The 17,883-nt window shown below is 66.3% G+C and carries 18 protein-coding genes and 1 tRNA gene; 12 read left to right on the plus strand and 7 right to left on the minus strand.

Features of this window, described 5'->3' with window-relative positions:
* Positions 1-180: 180 nt before the first annotated feature.
* Positions 181-909, minus strand: a complete 729-nt coding sequence (gene ompR / locus DES44_RS05300) for an osmolarity response regulator transcription factor OmpR (protein WP_058935902.1) — start codon at positions 907-909, stop codon at positions 181-183.
* 170 nt (positions 910-1,079) lie between these two features.
* Between ompR and DES44_RS05305 the strand changes: the two genes are divergently transcribed.
* On the plus strand, positions 1,080-1,820 hold the full coding sequence (locus DES44_RS05305; protein WP_232309808.1) for an SIMPL domain-containing protein: 741 nt from the start codon (positions 1,080-1,082) through the stop codon (positions 1,818-1,820).
* Positions 1,821-1,977: 157 nt separating this feature from the next.
* Here DES44_RS05305 and DES44_RS05310 read toward each other — a convergent pair whose 3' ends face one another.
* Entirely contained in the window at positions 1,978-2,760 is a 783-nt protein-coding gene (locus DES44_RS05310) for a 3-hydroxybutyrate dehydrogenase (RefSeq protein WP_058935900.1), read from the minus strand.
* A gap of 48 nt (positions 2,761-2,808) precedes the next feature.
* Here DES44_RS05310 and DES44_RS05315 point away from each other — a divergent pair, with 48 nt between their 5' ends.
* From DES44_RS05315 to DES44_RS05350, 8 genes are all read left to right on the plus strand, one after another.
* Positions 2,809-3,681: an alpha/beta fold hydrolase gene (locus DES44_RS05315; RefSeq protein ID WP_058935899.1), complete on the plus strand. Its 873-nt coding sequence runs from the start codon at positions 2,809-2,811 to the stop codon at positions 3,679-3,681.
* 71 nt (positions 3,682-3,752) lie between these two features.
* Positions 3,753-6,026 carry a RelA/SpoT family protein gene (locus DES44_RS05320; protein WP_058935898.1) on the plus strand — a complete coding sequence of 758 codons (2,274 nt, stop codon included), beginning with the start codon at positions 3,753-3,755 and terminating at the stop codon, positions 6,024-6,026.
* Between the two features lie 102 nt (positions 6,027-6,128).
* A tRNA-Val gene (locus DES44_RS05325) sits at positions 6,129-6,205 on the plus strand.
* A gap of 85 nt (positions 6,206-6,290) precedes the next feature.
* Complete coding sequence (locus tag DES44_RS05330; RefSeq protein WP_147306959.1) at positions 6,291-7,472, plus strand: diguanylate cyclase domain-containing protein; 1,182 nt, start codon at positions 6,291-6,293, stop codon at positions 7,470-7,472.
* 161 nt (positions 7,473-7,633) lie between these two features.
* Positions 7,634-9,034 carry a PAS domain-containing sensor histidine kinase gene (locus DES44_RS05335; RefSeq protein WP_058935897.1) on the plus strand — a complete coding sequence of 467 codons (1,401 nt, stop codon included), beginning with the start codon at positions 7,634-7,636 and terminating at the stop codon, positions 9,032-9,034.
* Between the two features lie 180 nt (positions 9,035-9,214).
* Complete coding sequence (locus DES44_RS05340; RefSeq protein ID WP_083525723.1) at positions 9,215-9,391, plus strand: YgaP family membrane protein; 177 nt, start codon at positions 9,215-9,217, stop codon at positions 9,389-9,391.
* A gap of 10 nt (positions 9,392-9,401) precedes the next feature.
* Entirely contained in the window at positions 9,402-10,424 is a 1,023-nt protein-coding gene (locus DES44_RS05345; protein WP_198165024.1) for a zinc-dependent alcohol dehydrogenase, read from the plus strand.
* A 10-nt stretch (positions 10,425-10,434) separates the two neighbouring features.
* The gene (locus DES44_RS05350) at positions 10,435-11,307 is read left to right on the plus strand and encodes a universal stress protein (RefSeq protein ID WP_058935895.1); all 873 of its coding nucleotides are present in this window, start codon (positions 10,435-10,437) and stop codon (positions 11,305-11,307) included.
* Positions 11,308-11,380: 73 nt separating this feature from the next.
* Here DES44_RS05350 and DES44_RS05355 read toward each other — a convergent pair whose 3' ends face one another.
* The 4 genes from DES44_RS05355 to cynS form a co-directional block, all read right to left on the minus strand.
* Positions 11,381-11,836, minus strand: a complete 456-nt coding sequence (locus tag DES44_RS05355; protein ID WP_170156604.1) for a universal stress protein — start codon at positions 11,834-11,836, stop codon at positions 11,381-11,383.
* 106 nt (positions 11,837-11,942) lie between these two features.
* Positions 11,943-12,416: a universal stress protein gene (locus DES44_RS05360; protein WP_058935893.1), complete on the minus strand. Its 474-nt coding sequence runs from the start codon at positions 12,414-12,416 to the stop codon at positions 11,943-11,945.
* Between the two features lie 138 nt (positions 12,417-12,554).
* Positions 12,555-13,154 (minus strand): flavin reductase family protein, encoded by a 600-nt coding sequence (locus DES44_RS05365; RefSeq protein ID WP_058935892.1) that lies wholly within the window; start codon positions 13,152-13,154, stop codon positions 12,555-12,557.
* A 22-nt stretch (positions 13,155-13,176) separates the two neighbouring features.
* Complete coding sequence (gene cynS / locus DES44_RS05370; protein ID WP_058935891.1) at positions 13,177-13,620, minus strand: cyanase; 444 nt, start codon at positions 13,618-13,620, stop codon at positions 13,177-13,179.
* Positions 13,621-13,795: 175 nt separating this feature from the next.
* Here cynS and DES44_RS05375 point away from each other — a divergent pair, with 175 nt between their 5' ends.
* From DES44_RS05375 to phaR, 3 genes are all read left to right on the plus strand, one after another.
* Positions 13,796-14,716, plus strand: coding sequence for a beta-1,6-N-acetylglucosaminyltransferase (locus DES44_RS05375; protein ID WP_058935890.1), 921 nt, complete (start codon positions 13,796-13,798; stop codon positions 14,714-14,716).
* A 129-nt stretch (positions 14,717-14,845) separates the two neighbouring features.
* Positions 14,846-15,886, plus strand: coding sequence for a LacI family DNA-binding transcriptional regulator (locus DES44_RS05380; protein ID WP_058935889.1), 1,041 nt, complete (start codon positions 14,846-14,848; stop codon positions 15,884-15,886).
* A 293-nt stretch (positions 15,887-16,179) separates the two neighbouring features.
* Positions 16,180-16,770, plus strand: a complete 591-nt coding sequence (gene phaR / locus DES44_RS05385) for a polyhydroxyalkanoate synthesis repressor PhaR (protein ID WP_058935888.1) — start codon at positions 16,180-16,182, stop codon at positions 16,768-16,770.
* A gap of 114 nt (positions 16,771-16,884) precedes the next feature.
* On the opposite strand, the gene DES44_RS05390 is transcribed toward phaR, so the two are convergent.
* Entirely contained in the window at positions 16,885-17,679 is a 795-nt protein-coding gene (locus tag DES44_RS05390) for an NPP1 family protein (protein ID WP_058935887.1), read from the minus strand.
* Between the last annotated feature and the right edge of the window lie 204 nt (positions 17,680-17,883).

Below are 17,883 nucleotides of genomic sequence, written 5' to 3' on the forward strand. Positions count from 1 at the left end.
TCGGTCGGGCCGGTCAGGTCCAGTGGCGCCAGTCGGCCATGTCGGTCCTATCGGTCCAGTGGGACCCATCGGTCCGATGGGCCCTGTGCCCCCAGCGGGCTCCGCCTGCCAGGCCGCCCCGGTCAACAACCGGGGTCGGGTGCCTGCGGCGCCAGCCGGTGCGGGGCTGATCCGTTGGGATCAGGCCGCTTCGTCCGGCACGAACACGTAGCCCACGCCCCACACGGTCTGGATGAAACGCGGCTGCGCCGGATCTTCTTCCAACAGCTTGCGCAGACGGGAGACCTGCACATCCAGGCTGCGGTCGAACGGTTCGAACTCACGGCCGCGGGCCAGCATGGCGAGCTTGTCGCGCGACAGCGGCTGGCGCGGATGGCGGACCAGCGCCTTGAGCATCGAGAACTCGCCCGTCGTCAGCGGCACCGGCTCGCCGTTCTTCGACAGACGGCGCAGGGCCAGGTCGAATTCGAACGGGCCGAAGTTCACCGTCATCGGCTCCTTGGACGGAGCGCCCGGCGCTTCCGGCGGCGGACGACGGCGCAGCACCGCATTGATGCGGGCCAGCAGTTCGCGGGGATTGAACGGCTTGGCCAGGTAGTCGTCCGCGCCGACTTCCAGACCGACGATGCGGTCCACTTCCTCGACCTTGGCCGTCAGCATGATGATCGGCGTGCTGTCGCCAGCCGCACGCAGGCGGCGGCAGATGGACAGACCATCCTCACCGGGCAGCATCAGATCGAGCACGATCAGATCGACCGTCTCTCGGGTCAGCTGCTTGTTCAGCGCCTTGCTGTCCTCGGCCAGCAAGACTTCAAATCCCTCTTGCGCCAGATACCGGCGCAGCAGGTCGCGAATGCGTGCATCGTCGTCCACGACCAGGACGCGGTTGGGGCGGGTGCTGCTCTGCATGGCGGCCACTCCTGAATTTGTAACAGCGGCACTGTAAGCCCGTTTTTTCGGCTTGTTTGCGGGATGCAGCAGCCCTTACGGCTTAGTTACAACTTATGTAACGCGGACGGTGATCCTTGGCAGGCTTCGACATCGTTATGCTGGTTACCCCTGACTTTTGAGGATCCCGCATGACACGAAAGCAACACTGGCTGGTGATGGGCACGCTGCTGGCAGCCGCTGTGGCGGCCCCGTGGGCCCAGGCGCAGACCGCCGGGCCCCGCACGGACGTGCTGAACCTTCAAGCCTCGGCCAGTATCGAGGTGGCGCGCGACATGCTCTCGCTGACCTTCTCCACCACGCGCGAAGGCAAGGAAGCCGGCGCGGTGCAAACGGAGCTGAAGCAGGCGCTGGAAGCCGCGCTGGCGGAAGCCCGCAAGGTGGCCAAGCCCGGTCAGGTGGACGTGCAGGCGGGCTCTCTGTCGGTGTACCCGCGCTACGGCCAAAGCCGCGTGAGCAGCGCCAACAACGCGCCGCAGATCACGGGCTGGCAAGGCAGTGTGGAAGTTGTGGTGAAGGGGCGAGACATGGAGACCATCTCCAAGCTGACCAGCCGCATCACCAGCTTGAGCATTGCCAATGTGAGCTATGGGCTGTCCCGTGAAGCACGGGAGAAGGCCGAGCAGAGCGTGGTGGCCGATGCCATCACCAACTACAAAACCAAGGCTGGCATGTATGTGCAGCAATTCGGTTATCGCGGCTTCCAGATCGGTGAAGTCAGCGTGAACACCGAGGGCGGCGCACCGGAAATGGTGGGCATGGCCCGCTTCAAGACGATGGCTGCGCCGTCGGCGGACATGGCCCTGCCGGTCGAGTCCGGCAAGACCACCGTGACGGTGAGCGTCAACGGCAACGTCGTGATGACGCGCTGATCCGAGCGCCGGGTCCCGGACGGGCAGCGCCGCAGGGGCCGGCGCTGTTCCGTCCAGAACCCGCCGGTCCCGGTGCGGTCCCGTCAGCGGCCGCCGCGGTTCTCTGCGAGCCGCTGCTCGCTTGGCGTCACGCTTGGCGTCAGGACTGGATGTACGCTCACTGCGCCGTCCAGCCCCCATCCATCGCCCAGGCCTGACCGCGCACGTTGACAGCGGCATCCGAGCACAGGAACACCGCCAGCGCGCCCAGCTCCTCCGGCGTGGTGAACTGCAGCGACGGTTGCTTCTCCGCCAGCAGTTGCCGCTTGGCCTCCGCCGGGTCCAGCCCTTCCTTCTCCGCCCGGGCGTCGATCTGCTTCTGCACCAGGGGCGTGAGCACCCAGCCCGGGCAGATGGCATTGACCGTCACCGGCAGCGTCGCGGTCTCCAGCGCTGCGGACTTGGTCAGCCCCAGCAGGCCATGCTTGGCCGCCACATAGGCCGACTTGCCGGCCGATGCCACCAGGCCATGGGTGGATGCGATGTTGATGATCCGCCCCCACTGCTTTTTCTTCATACCCGGCAGGGCCAGCCGCATGGTGTGGAAGGCGCTGGAGAGGTTGATCGCCAGGATGGCGTCCCACTTCTCGGTGGGGAAATCCTCCACATTGGCGACGAACTGGATGCCGGCGTTGTTCACCAGGATGTCGCAGCCGCCGAAATCCTGGTCGATGTAGGCCATCATGGCCTCGATGTCGGCAGGCTTGCTCATGTCGGCACCGTGGTAGCCGACCCGTATGGCGTGATCCTTGCCTGCGTCCTGGACGTCCTTGCGGGGCCCCTCGGAATCTCCAAAGCCGTTGAGCACCACATGGGCGCCCTGTCGCGCAAGTGTCAGGGCAATCCCCAAGCCGATTCCACTCGTGGAGCCGGTCACCAATGCTGTCTTGCCTTTCAACATGCCAGGTCCTCTTCAGGGTTGTTAGGATGGGCACAAAGGATACGAGCGATGTCTGAACCCTTGTTGAAAAAAGTCCAGGCGCTGAGCCCTTGCGGCCTGCATCAGATGGCCTACTGGGAGTGGGGCCAGGCTGACAACCCTCGCGTACTCGTGTGCGTGCACGGTCTGTCCCGCCAGGGACGGGACTTCGACGCCGTGGCCCGCCGCCTGAGCGACCGCTACCGCGTCATCTGCCCGGACGTGGTGGGTCGCGGGGAGTCCGACTGGCTGGGCGATCCGCGGAACTATCAGTTGCCCCAGTATGTGTCGGACATGGTCACGCTGCTGGCACGCCTGGGCGTCTCCCAGGTGGACTGGCTGGGCACCTCCATGGGGGGCTTGATCGGACTGGCCCTGGCGGCCATGCCGTCCAGCCCGGTCGGACGCCTCATCCTCAACGACGTGGGGCCCACCATCGAATTCGTGGCGCTGCAGCGCATCGCCGGTTATCTGGGCCGCGCGCCCCAGTTTGAGAACTGCCAGCAGGGCGCTGAATACCTGCGTGGCATCTCGGAAGGCTTTGGGCCTCACACCGACGAGCAGTGGCTGCAGCTCTCCCGCGCCATGTTCAAGGCGGACGGTGATCGTTGCCGCCTGCATTACGACCCGCGCATCGGCCAGGGCCTGGCCGGCCTGACGCCGGAGCTGGCCAAGGCCGGCGAGGCCCAGCTGTGGGCAGCTTATGACGCCGTACGGTGTCCGACGCTGCTGCTGCGCGGCACCGAGTCCGATCTGCTGTCCGCCGCCACCGCGCAGGCCATGACGCTGCGCGGCCCGAGGGCCCGGGTGGTGGAGTTTGCCCACGTCGGTCACGCGCCGACCCTGGTGACCGAGGACCAGATCGCCGTTGTGGAGGCCTTCCTGGAGGAAGGCCGGCGTTGATCATGACGGTCTGCGCGCTGCGCTTGGGCGGCGTGGCGGACCGCCGGCCCTAGCAGTATGAAGTTGGCGTTATGAAGACAGAGTTGGGCTTACGGGCCGAGCAGGCCGCCCCGATCGTGGCCCTGCTCGATGGCGATCTGCCCAGCCGCTTGCCGGCGGCCCAGCCGATGCGCACCGAAACGGTCGATCCCATCCAGCGCGCCCGCGCCTTTGCCGAGCCGCTGCTGGCCGGCCATGTCCTGGACACCGGCGAGCCGGCGCTGGAGCATGCCGACGGCGTGGCTGCCATCCTCGCCGGGGTGGGCGCTGCGCCGTCCATGCGGGCGGCGTCCTACCTCGTCTACGCGGGCGACTACCTCAACAAGCCCGAAGAAATCGTGGCCAAGGCCTTTGGCGAGAGTGACGCCAGCCTGGTGAGCCATACCCGCCGGCTGGTGCAGATCCAGCGGGCGGCGCGCGAAGCCAAGGTCGAGGACCAGCGCCGCCAGGAGCAGACCGAGCTGGTGCGCAAGATGCTGCTGGCCTTCTCGCGGGACCTGCGGGTGGTGCTGCTGCGTCTGGCCTCGCGTCTGCAGACGCTGCGCTGGTTCGCCGCCAGCAAGACGAGTTGCCCGCGTGAACTGGCGGCGGAATCGCTGCAGGTGTTCGCGCCGCTGGCCAACCGGCTGGGCATCTGGCAGATCAAGTGGGAACTGGAAGATCTGTCCTTCCGCTTCCTCGAGCCCGAGCACTACCACCAGTTGGCCAAGGGCCTGCATGAGAAGCGGGTGGAGCGCGAGCAGTCGGTGGAGGCGGTGCGGGCCTCGCTGGAGCAGCAGCTGCGCGCCCAGGGCCTGCAGGCGGAAGTGCAGGGGCGGCCCAAGCATCTCTACAGCATCTGGAAGAAGATGCGTGGCAAGGGGCTGACGCTGGAGCGGGTGTTTGACCTGCGCGCCTTGCGGGTGATCGTGCCCGAGGTGGCCGACTGCTACGCCGTGCTGGCCCGCCTGCATGAGTGGTACCAGCCGGTCGATGGCGAGTTCGACGACTACATCGCGCGGCCCAAGCCCAATGGCTATCAGTCGTTGCACACGGTGGTGGTGGCGGCCGATGGTCGGCCCATGGAGGTGCAGATCCGCACCCGCGCCATGCACGAACATGCGGAGCACGGTGTGGCGGCCCACTGGGCCTACAAGGAAGCCGGCACCAAGGGCTATGCCGGTGTCACGGCCGCCGGGGAATTCGAAGAGCAGGTGGCGCAGGCCCGCAAGGCGGTGCTGCGGCAACTGCTGGCGTGGGAGCGCGACTTCATCGCCGAAAGCGGTCCCGCCTTCGACGACCGCATCTACGTGTTCACGCCGCAGGCCAATGTGGTGGAGCTGTGCGCCAATGCGACAGCGGTGGATTTCGCCTACGCCTTGCACACGGACCTCGGCCACCGCTGCCGCGGCGCCAAGGTGGACGGGCAGATGGTGCCGCTGAACACGCCGCTCAAGAGCGGGCAGACGGTGGAGATCGTGGCGCTGAAGGAAGGCGGCCCGTCCCTGGACTGGCTCAACCCCGAGTTGGGCTACCTGCAGAGCGCGCGCAGCAAGGCCAAGGTGCGGGCCTGGTTCAATGCCCAGGCGCAGGCCCAGACCATTGCCAAGGGCCGCGAGCTGGTGGAAAAGCTGCTGCAGCGCGAAGGCAAGACGGCCATCAAGCTGGAAGATCTGGCCGGGCGGCTGGGCTTTCGCAATGCCGATGCCTTGTTCGAGGTGGTGGGCAAGGACGAATACTCGCTGCGCAACATCGAGACGTTGCTGCGCCCGCCCGTGCCGGAGACCGACGAAGACGAAATGCTGGCGCTGCGGCACACCCGCGGACCGGCCGCCGAGGGCAGGGCGCCCAAGGGCGGCGTGCTGGTGGTGGGCGTGGACTCGCTGCTGACCAGCCTGGCGCGCTGCTGCCGGCCGGCACCGCCCGATGCCATCACCGGCTATGTGACGCGCGGCAAGGGCGTGGCCATCCATCGGTCCGACTGCGCCAATCTGCGCGAGATGGCTCGCAGTGCGCCGGAGCGTGTCATTGCCGTGGCCTGGGGGGAGCCGGCGTCGGACAAGGCGGGCAAGGCCCCGCAATATCCGGTGGACCTGGTGGTGGAGGCGGTCGACCGCACCGGACTGCTCCGGGACGTGCTGGAGCTGTTTGCCAAGGACAAGTTGAGCGTGATTGCGGTGAACCAGCAAAGTGGCAAGGGCAAGCCGGCACGGTCGGATTTGTCTCGCATGAGTTTCACCGTGGAGGTGAGCGATGCCCAGCGACTGAACCAAACCCTGGCGGCGCTGGTGCAGGTGCCGGGGGTGCGGAGTGCACGTCGGCGCTGATGTGCCCGATGAGGCGCCCAAGCATGTCTGGTACGCTAATCGCGCAAAGCTTGAAGTTCTCTCGCACAGGGTTAATTTCCGGGCTATACTGCGAAGCTCTTCAGGCGCATAGCTCAGTTGGTTAGAGCACCACCTTGACATGGTGGGGGTCGTTGGTTCGAATCCAATTGCGCCTACCAGAATACCAAGCCCGACACGAACCGCTTCGTGTCGGGCTTTTTGTCGTCTTGGCATCGTTTTGCCATCGCCCTGCTGTTGTTTCGCATGGACCGTCCTGACCCCCAGCCCAAGCACCGCCAGGTGCTCCAACCCATCGGGCGGCTCCTGCTCGTCACCCAGCTTTTTGCGCTGCTGCTCATGGGCGGCGGTGGCACGATGCTGTTCCTCACGGCCAGAGACTTTCATCGCGCCAGTCTCTGGGTGGAGCACACCCAGAAGGTGCTGGACGACATTGCCGAGCTGCGCATCAATCTGCTGCGGGGCGGCTTGGCCCTTCGCAACTACGCGCTGGTCCCGGACCCGGAGATCCTGCACCGCGTGCGGGACGCCAACAAGGCCGCCATCCTCGGCGCGGAGCATTTGCAGACGCTTCTGGGTGACGACCCGACCCAATCCGAACTCGCCTTCACGCTTCAGTCCGAGGCCGCGGAAGTCGTCGGCTGGACCCGCAGCATCATCGTGATCGCGGAGCGGGACGGCCCGCAGGCCCTGCAGGCGAGCCTGCGTTTTCGGGCCCAGCGGGACGCGGCCAAGGACCTGCGCGCGGCCCTGTCAGCCCTGGAAAACGCCGAACGCCGCCTGATGGAGCAGCGCAGCAAGGAACGGGCCCTGGAGTACAGCCGGCTGCAGAAGATTGCGGCGGCCGCTGCCCTGTCGCTGGCGGTGTTCCTGACCTGGAGCATTGCCTATGCGGCCGTCCTGTTCCGTCGGGGCCGCGCCAGCATTCATCATCTGAGCAGCTCCGCCGAGCGGGATCCGCTCACTGGCCTGCTCAATCGCCGGGCCCTGGAAGAGAAATTCGCAAGCCTTGCCGCGGCCCCGCTGACCTTGGTGGCCTTTGACCTGGACGACTTCAAGCCCGTCAACGATCGGCATGGCCATCATGGCGGCGACGAGGTGCTGCGGGTCACCGCGCGGCGGCTTGAGCGCGAATGCCGGGATCACGACCTGATCGCACGGGTGGGCGGTGACGAGTTCGTGATCGTGCTGACCGGGGTCTCCGAGGCAGGCACTGCCGCGCAGGTCTGTCGGCGGCTGTCGGAGGCTTTGTCCGCCCCCATCGCGCTGGAGGGCCAGGACGTGCGCATCGGCGCTTCCATTGGGTATGCCGTCTCCACGGGGGACCATGCACTGGCCGCGCTCATTGCGGCGGCGGATGCGGCGGCCTATGAAGAAAAGCGGCGAAGGAAGTCGCAGCGAATGACCCAGGACGCGGCTGGCCAATAGGCCCACCCCAAAGTTTCCGGGCCCAAAGCTTGCCTGCTGTCGAGTCGCCATTTTCACTGACGCCAGTTTGAAACCGCGCTATACGGCGTATTTATCATCCTCATGCGTCGTAAACATCAATCCTTCTATTTTTGATGGTTTCAACTGCCGGTTCCGCGCGAATGCCGACTTGGGTCCGATATGCCGCCGGCATCGGTTTGTGGGCCATTGGATGGGGGGCACGGGTGGCCCTCATCGGGGTGCTGCCTGAGCAGGGTTTTCCCTTCCTGACCTTCTTCCCGGTGGTCATGATCACCGCCTATCTCTTCGGCATCGGCCCGGGCTTGATGTGCGCGGCCTTGAGCGTCGGCGCCGCGTATGTGTCCTTCTTTCCTCACCAGCCGGGCGCCTTCCTGCTGCTGACGCAGGGCGACCTGATTGCATTGCTGTTCTTCAGCTCCATTTTGGTGGTGGACTGCCTGATCCTGCATTGGCTGGCGCGTTCACGCCAGGTCGCCGCACAGCGGGAGCGGGACCTCTTCGAAATCACCAACAACTCCCCCGACATCCTGACCCGCTTCGATCGGGAGTTTCGCCATTTGTTTGTCAGCGGCGCCATCGAGCGACTGACCGGCAAGCCGCCTTCGGAATTCCTCGGCAAGACCAATGCGGAATTGGGCATGCCGCCGGCGCTGTGTGAGCAATGGCATGCGTCGCTGGCGCAAGTGTTTGAGCAGGCTCGCCCGGTATCTCTCAAGTTTGAATACGACGGGCAGATCTTTGCCACGCGTCTTGTCCCTGAATTCAACGCAGAAACGGGCGAGGTCAAGTCCGTGCTGGGCGTCACCCGCGATGTGACCGAGGTCGACCGGCATGAGAGGGCTTTGGAGGCGAACGACCGGCTCAAGGACCAATTGCTGGCCACCGTGGCCCATGAATTGCGCAATCCCATTGCCACGATGAGCTCCGGCATTCACGTGCTGGAGCGGGAGCCGGCACTGTCCGACCCCGGCCACCGCGCGCTCGGCGCCATGCGGCGGCAGACCCAGCAGATGACCCGCCTGGTGGGCGACCTGATGGACCTCACCCGCATCCGGGCCCACTTGCTCACCATCACCCATGAAGAGGTGGACCTGTGCCAGCTGATCGAATCAGCGGTGGAGTCCTGCGGTGAGCTGAGCCGCCAGAAACGGGTGCAGGTGAATGTGCATTGGCCGGAGATGCCGATGTCCGTGATGGGCGATTCGGGCCGTCTGATCCAGGTCTTCGGCAACCTGCTGACCAATGCGATCAAGTTCAGTCCTGAGGGGGCGGCGGTGACCATTGCCGCGATGCGCTCGGGCCCATTCCATACGGTGGCCGTGACCGACCAGGGCGCCGGCATCGAGCACGACATGCTCGCCACCGTCTTCGAGCCTTTTGTGCAGGCCCCGGCGGGCCGCTCCCAGCAGACGGGCCTGGGCATCGGTTTGGCGCTGGTGAAGCACCTGGTGGAGGCCCACGGCGGAGAGGTGTGGGCCACCAGTGCCGGGCCTGGCCGTGGCGCTGAATTCTTTGTGCAGTTGCCGGCCGCCGGCCGCTGAACGTTCAAAGCACCCAACGCCTGACGTGTGAATGCCCGACGGGCGAATGCCTGACGGGTGGACGCCTGTGGCCGGAATGGCCGCTGCGCCCGCGCCGAAACTTGATGCAACGCAATCCCCGTGTGCCTGGATAGGCCTACGCTGATGTTGTCCCCATTCCGGGGCCTCAAGGAGACGGCGATGTCGATGAACGTGGGAACCACCGAACGACTGCTGCGCGTCGGCGCGGGCAGTGCATTGATTCTGGCCGCAGGCATGGCCTGGATCGGCCCCTGGGGCTTTCTGGGCCTGGTCCCGCTCGTGACGGGCCTGACGGGCTACTGCCCGCTCTACACCCTCTTGCGCCGCAAGACCTGACAGGAGCGCCATCATGCCGATGATGAAAGCTGCCGTGGTCCGCGCCTACCGTGAACCCCTGGTGCTGGAAGAGGTCCTAATCCCCGAGGTGGGACCCGGCCAGATCCTGGTGAAACTGGCCGCCTGCGGCGTCTGCCATACGGACCTGCATGCGGCCGATGGCGACTGGCCCGTCCAGCCCCCGCTGCCCTTCATCCCTGGCCATGAGGGGGTGGGCACCGTCGCTGCGGTGGGAGCCGGCGTGCGCCATGTGCGCGAAGGCGACCGCGTCGGCGTGCCCTGGCTGCACACGGCCTGCGGCCATTGCGAACACTGCCTGACCGGCTGGGAGACGCTGTGTGACCATCAGCAGATGACCGGCTACACCGTCAACGGCGGCTTTGCCGAGTATGTGCTGGCCGACCCCAACTACGTCGGCCACCTGCCGGACAAGGGCTCGTTCGAAGCCCTTGCGCCCATCCTGTGCGCCGGCCTGACCGTCTACAAGGGCTTGAAGGTGCTGGATGCCCGGGCGGGCCAGTGGGTGGCCGTGGTGGGCACCGGCGGGCTGGGCCACCTCGCCATCCAGTACGCACGGGCGATGGGCTTTCGGGTGGCGGCGGTGGACGTGGACGACGGCAAGCTCCGGCAGGCCCAGCGGCTGGGTGCAGAGTGCTGCGTGCATGCCGGCCGGGAAGACCCGGCCAAGGCCTTGCAGCGCGACCTGGGTGGCGTGCATGGGGCGCTGGTGACGGCGGTGTCCCGCGAGTCGTTTGCCCAGTCGCTGGGCATGCTGCGCAAGCGGGGCACCATGTCCATGGTGGGCCTGCCGCCGGGCGACTTTGCCCTGCCGATCTTCGACATGGTGCTCAATGCCAAGACCGTTCGCGGCTCCATCGTCGGCACCCGCCAGGACCTGAATGAAGCCCTGGCCTTTGCTGCCGAAGGCAAGGTGCATGCGGAGACGACGGCCTATGGGCTGGGCGACATCAACGACATCTTCCAGTCGCTGCGCCAGGGCCGGATCGAAGGCCGCGCGGTGCTGACGTTCTGAAGGAGGCGCCATGACCTATCGAACCGTGATGGTGGCGCTGGACGCATCGCCCGCCTGTGCCGCGCGGGTGGAGGTGGCCATCGGACTGGCGAAGGATTTCGACGCCCACCTGATCGGCCTGGCGCCGACTGGGCTGGTGGACCCGCCGTCCGAGCCGGAAGCGGCCGCCGTGCTTGTCGAGTACGGGCCGTCTGCCTGGGCCATGCTGATGGAAGCGGCCGAGTCGGCGGCGAGCGACTTCCGCAAGCGCTGCGTGGCGGCGCGGCTGACGTCCTTCGAGGCCGTGGCGGAGCAGGCGGCGGTGGCTCCGTGCATCGCCGAGCGTGCGCATTGCGCGGACCTTTTGGTCATGAGCCAGCCCGACCCGGATCGACCGGGGCATCGGCAGGACCGGAGCGTGCTGGAGCAGGTGCTGATGCACAGCGCGCGTCCGGTGCTGGTGGTCCCCTATACGCATCAAGGGCCGCTGCGCTGGCAGCAGATGCTGATCGGCTGGGACGACAGCCGCGAGTCGGTGCGGGCGATGACCGATGCGCTGCCCCTGCTGCGACGCGCCCAGAAGGTGCTGCTGGCGACCTGGCACCGTGCGCAGGGGGACGCCGGCTTGTACCTGGGCCAGCAGGGGAGGGACCAGGAACGGTCGATGCAGCGCATGCACAGCATGCGGCAATGGCTGGCTTTCCAGGGCGTGGAGGCGCAGCCGCAGGACTGGGTGACCCCGCTGCCCATCGGAGAGGCGATGCTGTCCGCAGCCGCTGATCTCAGCACGGACCTGATCGTGATGGGCGCCTACAGTCACCCGCGGTGGACGGAGATGCTGTTCGGTGGTGCGTCGAGCACCTTGCTGGATGCGATGACGGTGCCGGTCTTGATGTCGCACTGAGCCGCGCGAATCGCTTGCACAGGTGCGGCATTGCTGGCACCGAAGCGTCCGGCCAGGGGGCTGGCTCGGTCGCTCAGCGCGCAGCTGCTGGTGTCTTCACGATCAGCACCGGCACCGGCGACAAACGCGCCACCAACTCCGCATCACTGCCCAGCAAGGCCCGGCTCACACCGCGCCGGCCATGCGAGCCGACAACGATCAAGCCTGCGTGTTCCCGCACCGCATGATCCACGATGACTTCGGCTGTGCGCCGTCCGCCGGACAACAGGACGGCGCACTGGCAGGGCAGGTCCGCCTGTTCCACCCGCGCGCGGGCGGCGGCCAGAATGCGCTGCGCCTCCGCCTGCTGGGCCTCCCGCGAAGCCTCCAGCATGGTGCCGCTGGACATCTCCACATCCAGCGGGAGGTCCGACACCACAATGGCCAGCAGGAGGTCGGTGGGCTGGCCACGGGCCAGGTCCAGCGCGGCCGTCAGGGCCGCTTCAGCGGGCGCGCTGCCGTCGTAAGCCACAAGCACTTGTCTGAACATGGTGTCCTCCTTGAGCACGGCCATTGTTCTCCCGGGACGGTGCCGCCGTCATCCTGGCGCATCGCGACCGATTGCGATTGGTCAAAGTTGGCGCGACCAGGCTCGATCAGGCACTTCCCTCAGCACCCGCCATGCCCTCGGAAGGGCCCAGCACCAGCACCGGCACCGGACTGTCCCGCAGCACGATCATGGCGTCCCCGCCGAGCAGCATGCGGGAGATGCCTCGACGCCCGTGGGTGCCCATCACGATGGCATCGACCTTCAGTTCACGAGCCTGCCGCACGATCTCCGCGCCGGCATGCGGCTCCAGGCATTCCCTCAGCACGAAGCTGACCGCCACGCCAGCGTCCTGCACCTGCGCCGCTGCGGAAGCGAGCAGGTCCTGCGCCACCGCGCGTCGTGGCGCCAGGTCCGCCTCCAGCTGACCGCTCCATCCGGAATGGCCAAAGAAGGGGTAAACGTCCAGCACATGCAGCAGCGTCACCCGGGCGTTCAGCGCCTGGGCCAGGCGGATGGCTTCCGCCAGACCCCGGCCCGAAGTGGCGCTGCCGTCGATGGGGGCCAGGAGATGTTGGTACATGAGCGCGCTCCAGTGGGACCGCCCGGGGAATCCGGGTCACTCCCGAGCATGCGCCTCATGCCGAGCCGCTGCAATGCGATTGCGCAAATGAAGGGGCGCCCGCAGCGTCTGCGGGGGGGGGGGCGGGGGTATCGGCCCTCAGGGCCGGCGCATCTGGAAGCGCTCGCCCAGCTCGAAGTAGTCGGCGGGGCCGCCGCCCCGCAGCACGGGCCGAGCGGCTGCCGTGTCATACACGCCATCGACCAGCAGGCGCTCGTCGATGTGCACGCCCACCACTTCGCCCAGCGTCAGCCAGGTCTCCACCGATTGGCCCTGCGCCGTCTGCAACTGGATGATCTGGGTCACCCGGCATTCGAACGACACCGGGCTGGCGGCCACCCGGGGCACCCGCACCACCCGAGAGGCCGCGGTGGCCAGGCCGGCCAGCGCGAACTCGTCCACCTCAGGCCCGACGGCCGCGCAACTGGTGTTCATGGCCTCGGCCAGGTCGCGCGTCACCAGGTTCCAGACGAATTCCCCGGTCGCCTCGATGTTGCGCACCGTGTCCTTGCGGCCCAGGCTGGCGAATCCGACGATGGGCGGGGTGTAGTTGAAGGCGTTGAAGAAGCTGTAGGGCGCCAGGTTCAGGACGCCTTGGGCATCCTGGCTGGCAATCCAGCCGATGGGCCGCGGCCCGACGATGGCGTTGAACGGATCGTGGGGCAGGCGGTGGCCCTGGGAGGGTTCGTAGAAATGCATGCCGCGATGCTAGCGTGCATCGTTAATACGTCTTGTAGGGAAGGAATTTCCCGCTCATGACGATGCTGACCCGATCACCCTTGGGATCGGGCTCCCGCTGCAGGTCCATCTTGAAGTCGATGGCGCTCATGATGCCGTCCCCGAATTCCTCGTGGATCAGCTCCTTGAAGGTGGTGCCGTAAATGCTGACCAGCTCGTAGAAGCGGTAGATCAGCGGGTCGGTGGGCACCGAAGTGGGGAGACTGCCCTTGTAAGGCACCACTTTCAGCCACTGCGTCTCTTCTTCGGTCAGGTCAAACAGCCGGGCGAGGGTGGCCGCCTGCTCCGCATCGAAGGTCATCTGACCCAGGCAGCCAGCGGTCACCCATTCCTTGCTGAGCCCCACCTGCTGCGCGATGTCCGACCACCGCAGGCCCTTGGCGACCTTGGTGGCAATGATCTTTTCGGTGACGTCGAGACGGTTCATGGGCGGCTCCGTGGGCTGAATGAATGGGGTGACACGTGCGCAAGCTCCGTGCCACGAAATGGCGCAGCGCGCCCCTCCCGAGCCGGTGGCCGCCCCTTCAAACGTGGGACGGAGCGCAAATTGCTGCAAAGGACGACGACCTGAGCCGCATTCCAACAGCCCTGAAAGGCCCATCATGACCACTGCTTACCTGCTCCTGGTCCACAACGCGCCTGATCATGTCCGCCGTCTGGTGCGCAGCCTGCAGCATCCGCAGGCCCGGATCTTCATGCATGTGGACCGCAAGTCCCGCCTCTCCGACTTCGAGCCTCTCGCCGCCCACGGCGTGCACTTCACGCCGCACCGCGTGTCGGTGCACTGGGGCGACTATTCCCAGGTGGAAGCCATTTTCGAGCTCATGCGCACGGCCTTGGCCTCGCCGGAGCGGGTGGATCGGCTGGTGCTGCTCAGCGGGGTCGACTATCCGGTGCACAGCACGCACTACATCCAGGCGTTTTTCGATCGCCAACCGGACATCGAGTTCATCAACCTGGTCGAGATGCCCAACGACCGGGAAGGAAAACCCGAGTCGCGCATTGCCCGGCGGGTGCCGCGCCCGGGACCGTTCCGCTATCTGACCTGGGCCCTGCTCAAGGCGGGGCTGGTGAAGGAATGGCGGGACTACCACCAGCATCTGGAGGGGTTGCGTCCGTTCGGAGGCTCGACCTGGTGGGCGCTGACGCGTGAATGCGCCCAGCACATCCTGGACTTTGCGGACACCCATCCCGCGCTGACCCATTACTTTTCCACCACCGTCTGTGCGGATGAAACCTTCATCCACACCATCGTCGGCAATTCGCCCTTCCTTGAGAAAGTCCGCCGCAATGTCACGCGCAATTACTGGTCGCCGGGTCGGTCCAGCCCTGAGACCTTTGGCATGTCGCTGGTCAAGGACGTCTTGCGGGAGCGGCAGTTCCCGGCGGACAGTTTCCACGGAGGCGGAGACATCCTGTTCGCCCGCAAGTTCCCCAACGACTCGCAGGCCCTGGTGGACTACATCGACGCGCTGCGCGACCAAGTTGGCGTGCTGGACCTGGAAGAGCTGAAGACCGCCTGAAATTCTCACCTCGTGGGGCTCGCTCCCCGCGAGTGGGGGTGGGCCTGTGGCGCGCGCACCATCCTGGAGTGTTCTCCCCAGGTCCATGCCGGTATGGACAGCTGCTTGTGCGCTCTATGATCGGCGCCCATGTCTGATGTCGAGAGTTTTCCCCGTCCCCGTCGCCGCAAGGGCAGTGGCGCCGTCACCCTGCGTGACGTGGCCAAGCTGGCCGGCGTGGCCCCGATCACGGCGTCCCGTGCGCTGAACACACCGAACCAGGTGTCGGCAGAGGTGCGGGCGCGCGTGGCTGAGGCGGTCCGCAGCACGGGGTATGTGCCCAATCTGCTGGCAGGAGCCTTGTCGTCCATGCGCAGCCGCATGGTGGGCGTGTCGGTGCCGACGATTGCCGGGCTGGTGTTCCTGGAGACGGTGCAGAGCTTGACCGAAGCGCTGTTTGCGGCGGGCTATCAGGTGCTGCTGGGGCAGACGGGGTACGACAACGCCCGTGAGGACGCGTGGCTGGAGGCCATGATTGGCCGTCGCCCGGACGGACTGGTGCTCACCGGCACCAGCCACTCCGAGCAGGCGCGGCTGCGCTTGCGGGCTGCCGGTGTGCCGGTGGTGGAGACCTGGGATCTGAGCGACGACCCGATCGACATGCTGGTGGGTTTTTCGCATGAAGCCCTGGGGCGCAGCGTGGCGGACTTCCTGGTGCAGCGGGGCTACCGTCGTCTGGCGGGCGTGGCCGGCAGCGACGAGCGTGCGCAGCGGCGCTTCCGGGCCTTCCAGGACCAGGCCAAGGCCCTGGGCGTGCCGGAGGTGCCGATTGCGAAGATGGCCACGCCTACCACGCTGGGCAGCGGCCGCCGCGGCCTGGCGGACCTGCTGGAGCGGCAGCCGGACATCGATGCCGTCTTTTGCAGCTCCGATTCCCTGGCGGTGGGTGTGATGCTGGAGGCGCAGTCGCGCGGCCTTCGCATCCCGCAGGACCTGGCGGTCATCGGCTTTGGGGATCTGTCCATGTCGGCCGACATGTCGCCCGCGCTGACAACGGTCCGCATCGACGGCACGGCCATTGGCCGACAGGCGGCCCGCTTCATCATCGAGCGCGCCGAACGCAAGCCCGAGCCGCTGCAGCAGCGCACCATCGACGTCGGCTTCCAGATCATTCCCCGCGCCAGCACCTGACCCGCTGGTCGCGCCCTGGTCCCCGCGCTCCGCTACCCGTCGTCCCTCATCGCCACGCGTCGCCCACGCATCGGGCACGCATCGCCAACGCATCGGGCACGCATCGCCAACGCATCGCCAACGCATCGCCAACGCATCGCTGAGCCCGGGCCGAGTCCGCTTATCGCCCGTGATCGACCACGATCGCCCACCGCACCGATCGCTGCCCGCCCCGGCAACGGCTCGGTGTAAATACGTGTCAGGGGGGAGACAGCGGCACTCCTAAAATGGGCGGACACCCCAGAGGAGACAACATGGTGACGGCCCGACGCGGAAAATCCGCCCCAGGCACCGACGAGGCCGGGCGGAGCCAAGGCCCGCGCGTCCTGAAGAAGTATCCCAACCGGCGTCTCTACGACACCCACACCAGCAGCTACATCACGCTGGCGGACGTGAAGAAGATGGTGCTGGAGGGCGCTGAGTTCGAAGTCCGCGATGCCAAGACCGGTGAAGAACTCACCCGGTCCATCCTGCTGCAGATCATCCTGGAAGAGGAGATGGGCGGCATGCCCATGTTCTCCACGCCGCTGCTGGCGCAGATCATCCGTTTCTACGGCCACGCCATGCAGGGCATGATGGGCGCCTATCTCGAAAAGAACCTGCAGACCTTCACCGAGATGCAGGCCCGCTTTGCCGAACAGAGCCAGGGCGCCGCTTTCAACCCGGAGCTGTGGTCGCAATTCATGAGTGGCCAGGCCCCCGTGATGCAGGGCCTGATGGGCAACTACCTGGAGCAGTCCAAGAACCTGTTCCTGCAGATGCAGGAACAGTTCGAGAAGGCCGGCAGCCTCTTTCCAGGCATGCCCGGAATGCCGGGCATGCCGGGGTTCCCGCCCAAGAAATAGGGCCCATAGCGCCAATAGGGCCAATAGGGCCAGTAGGGCTCTCCCACCATCGGTCCGTCGCGCGCCCGGGAGGGGCGCGCGTGCGGATGACCGTGGTGATCGGGCCACGCCTAGTCAGGGCTTCGACGCCTCGATGCTCGCCTGCGTGAAGGCCGGATACCCTGCCGGCCGGTAGGTGTTGAGGTTGCTCAGGAAATTGTTGTCCCGCATCGGGATGGTGCCGGAGCCGTAGTCATAGCTGTTCAGGCGGCTGCGCATCTGCTCGTTGGTCAGGCCGTCGCCCTTGACTTCATACCAGCTCACGATGGCCGGCGTGACGAACTGGCCATAGCCGTTCTCCGCCACTTCATTGACCTTGGCCATGCGCATGGCATGGGTGGTGACGCCGTCCTTGTGATAGACGATCTTCACATGGCCATTGCTGTCCAGCGGCAGGCTGGCGGCGGCCACATTGAAGAGATCGCCATGGGCGCTGTAGCCCGCGTGCGTGACGACGCCATTGCGGGTCCACACGGCGGCATGTTCCCAGTCGTGCCGATGGCCGCCGCCGAAGACGGTGGCCTGGTCCTTCAGGAAATACAGCGCATAGAAGTGGCCGCAATAGACGTCACTGCCGCTGGTGATGCAGGCATGCCGATGCAGCGTATTGGCATAGTCCATGAAGTTGTTCTTGCGGCAGCCGCCGGTGATGCTGCCCGACGGCGCCAGTCCGCCATTTTGCGCGCCACTGCGGCTGATGCCGGCGCTGGGCAGGCAGCCGTCGGTGTCGAAATCAAAGACGGGATAGGTGGCTGCGATGTTCACCGTGGTGGGCCAGGCGGCATCCAGGCGGGGGAAGTCATCGGCACAGGCGGATGTGCCGACACTGGCCAGTGCCAGGCCGATCAGGGCAGGGGACAGACGTTGCATGGAATTCCTCCTCAATGATTCAGAAACCGCGCACTGTGCGGGGATGAGACGACGGACCTGTGACGGACGGTCTGATCCGAATGGGGATGCGAAACAGCCCCTGTTGCAGATGTTTGTTTTCGCAAGAGGTGGTTGACGACTCCCGGAAATCGGAAGAGCATCGCGTCACTGAATGCATTCACTGACGGAGTGCATTCATTCAGG

Origin of the sequence: Roseateles depolymerans (assembly GCF_003387155.1) — a bacterium.
Taxonomy (GTDB): Bacteria; Pseudomonadota; Gammaproteobacteria; order Burkholderiales; family Burkholderiaceae_C; genus Roseateles; species Roseateles depolymerans.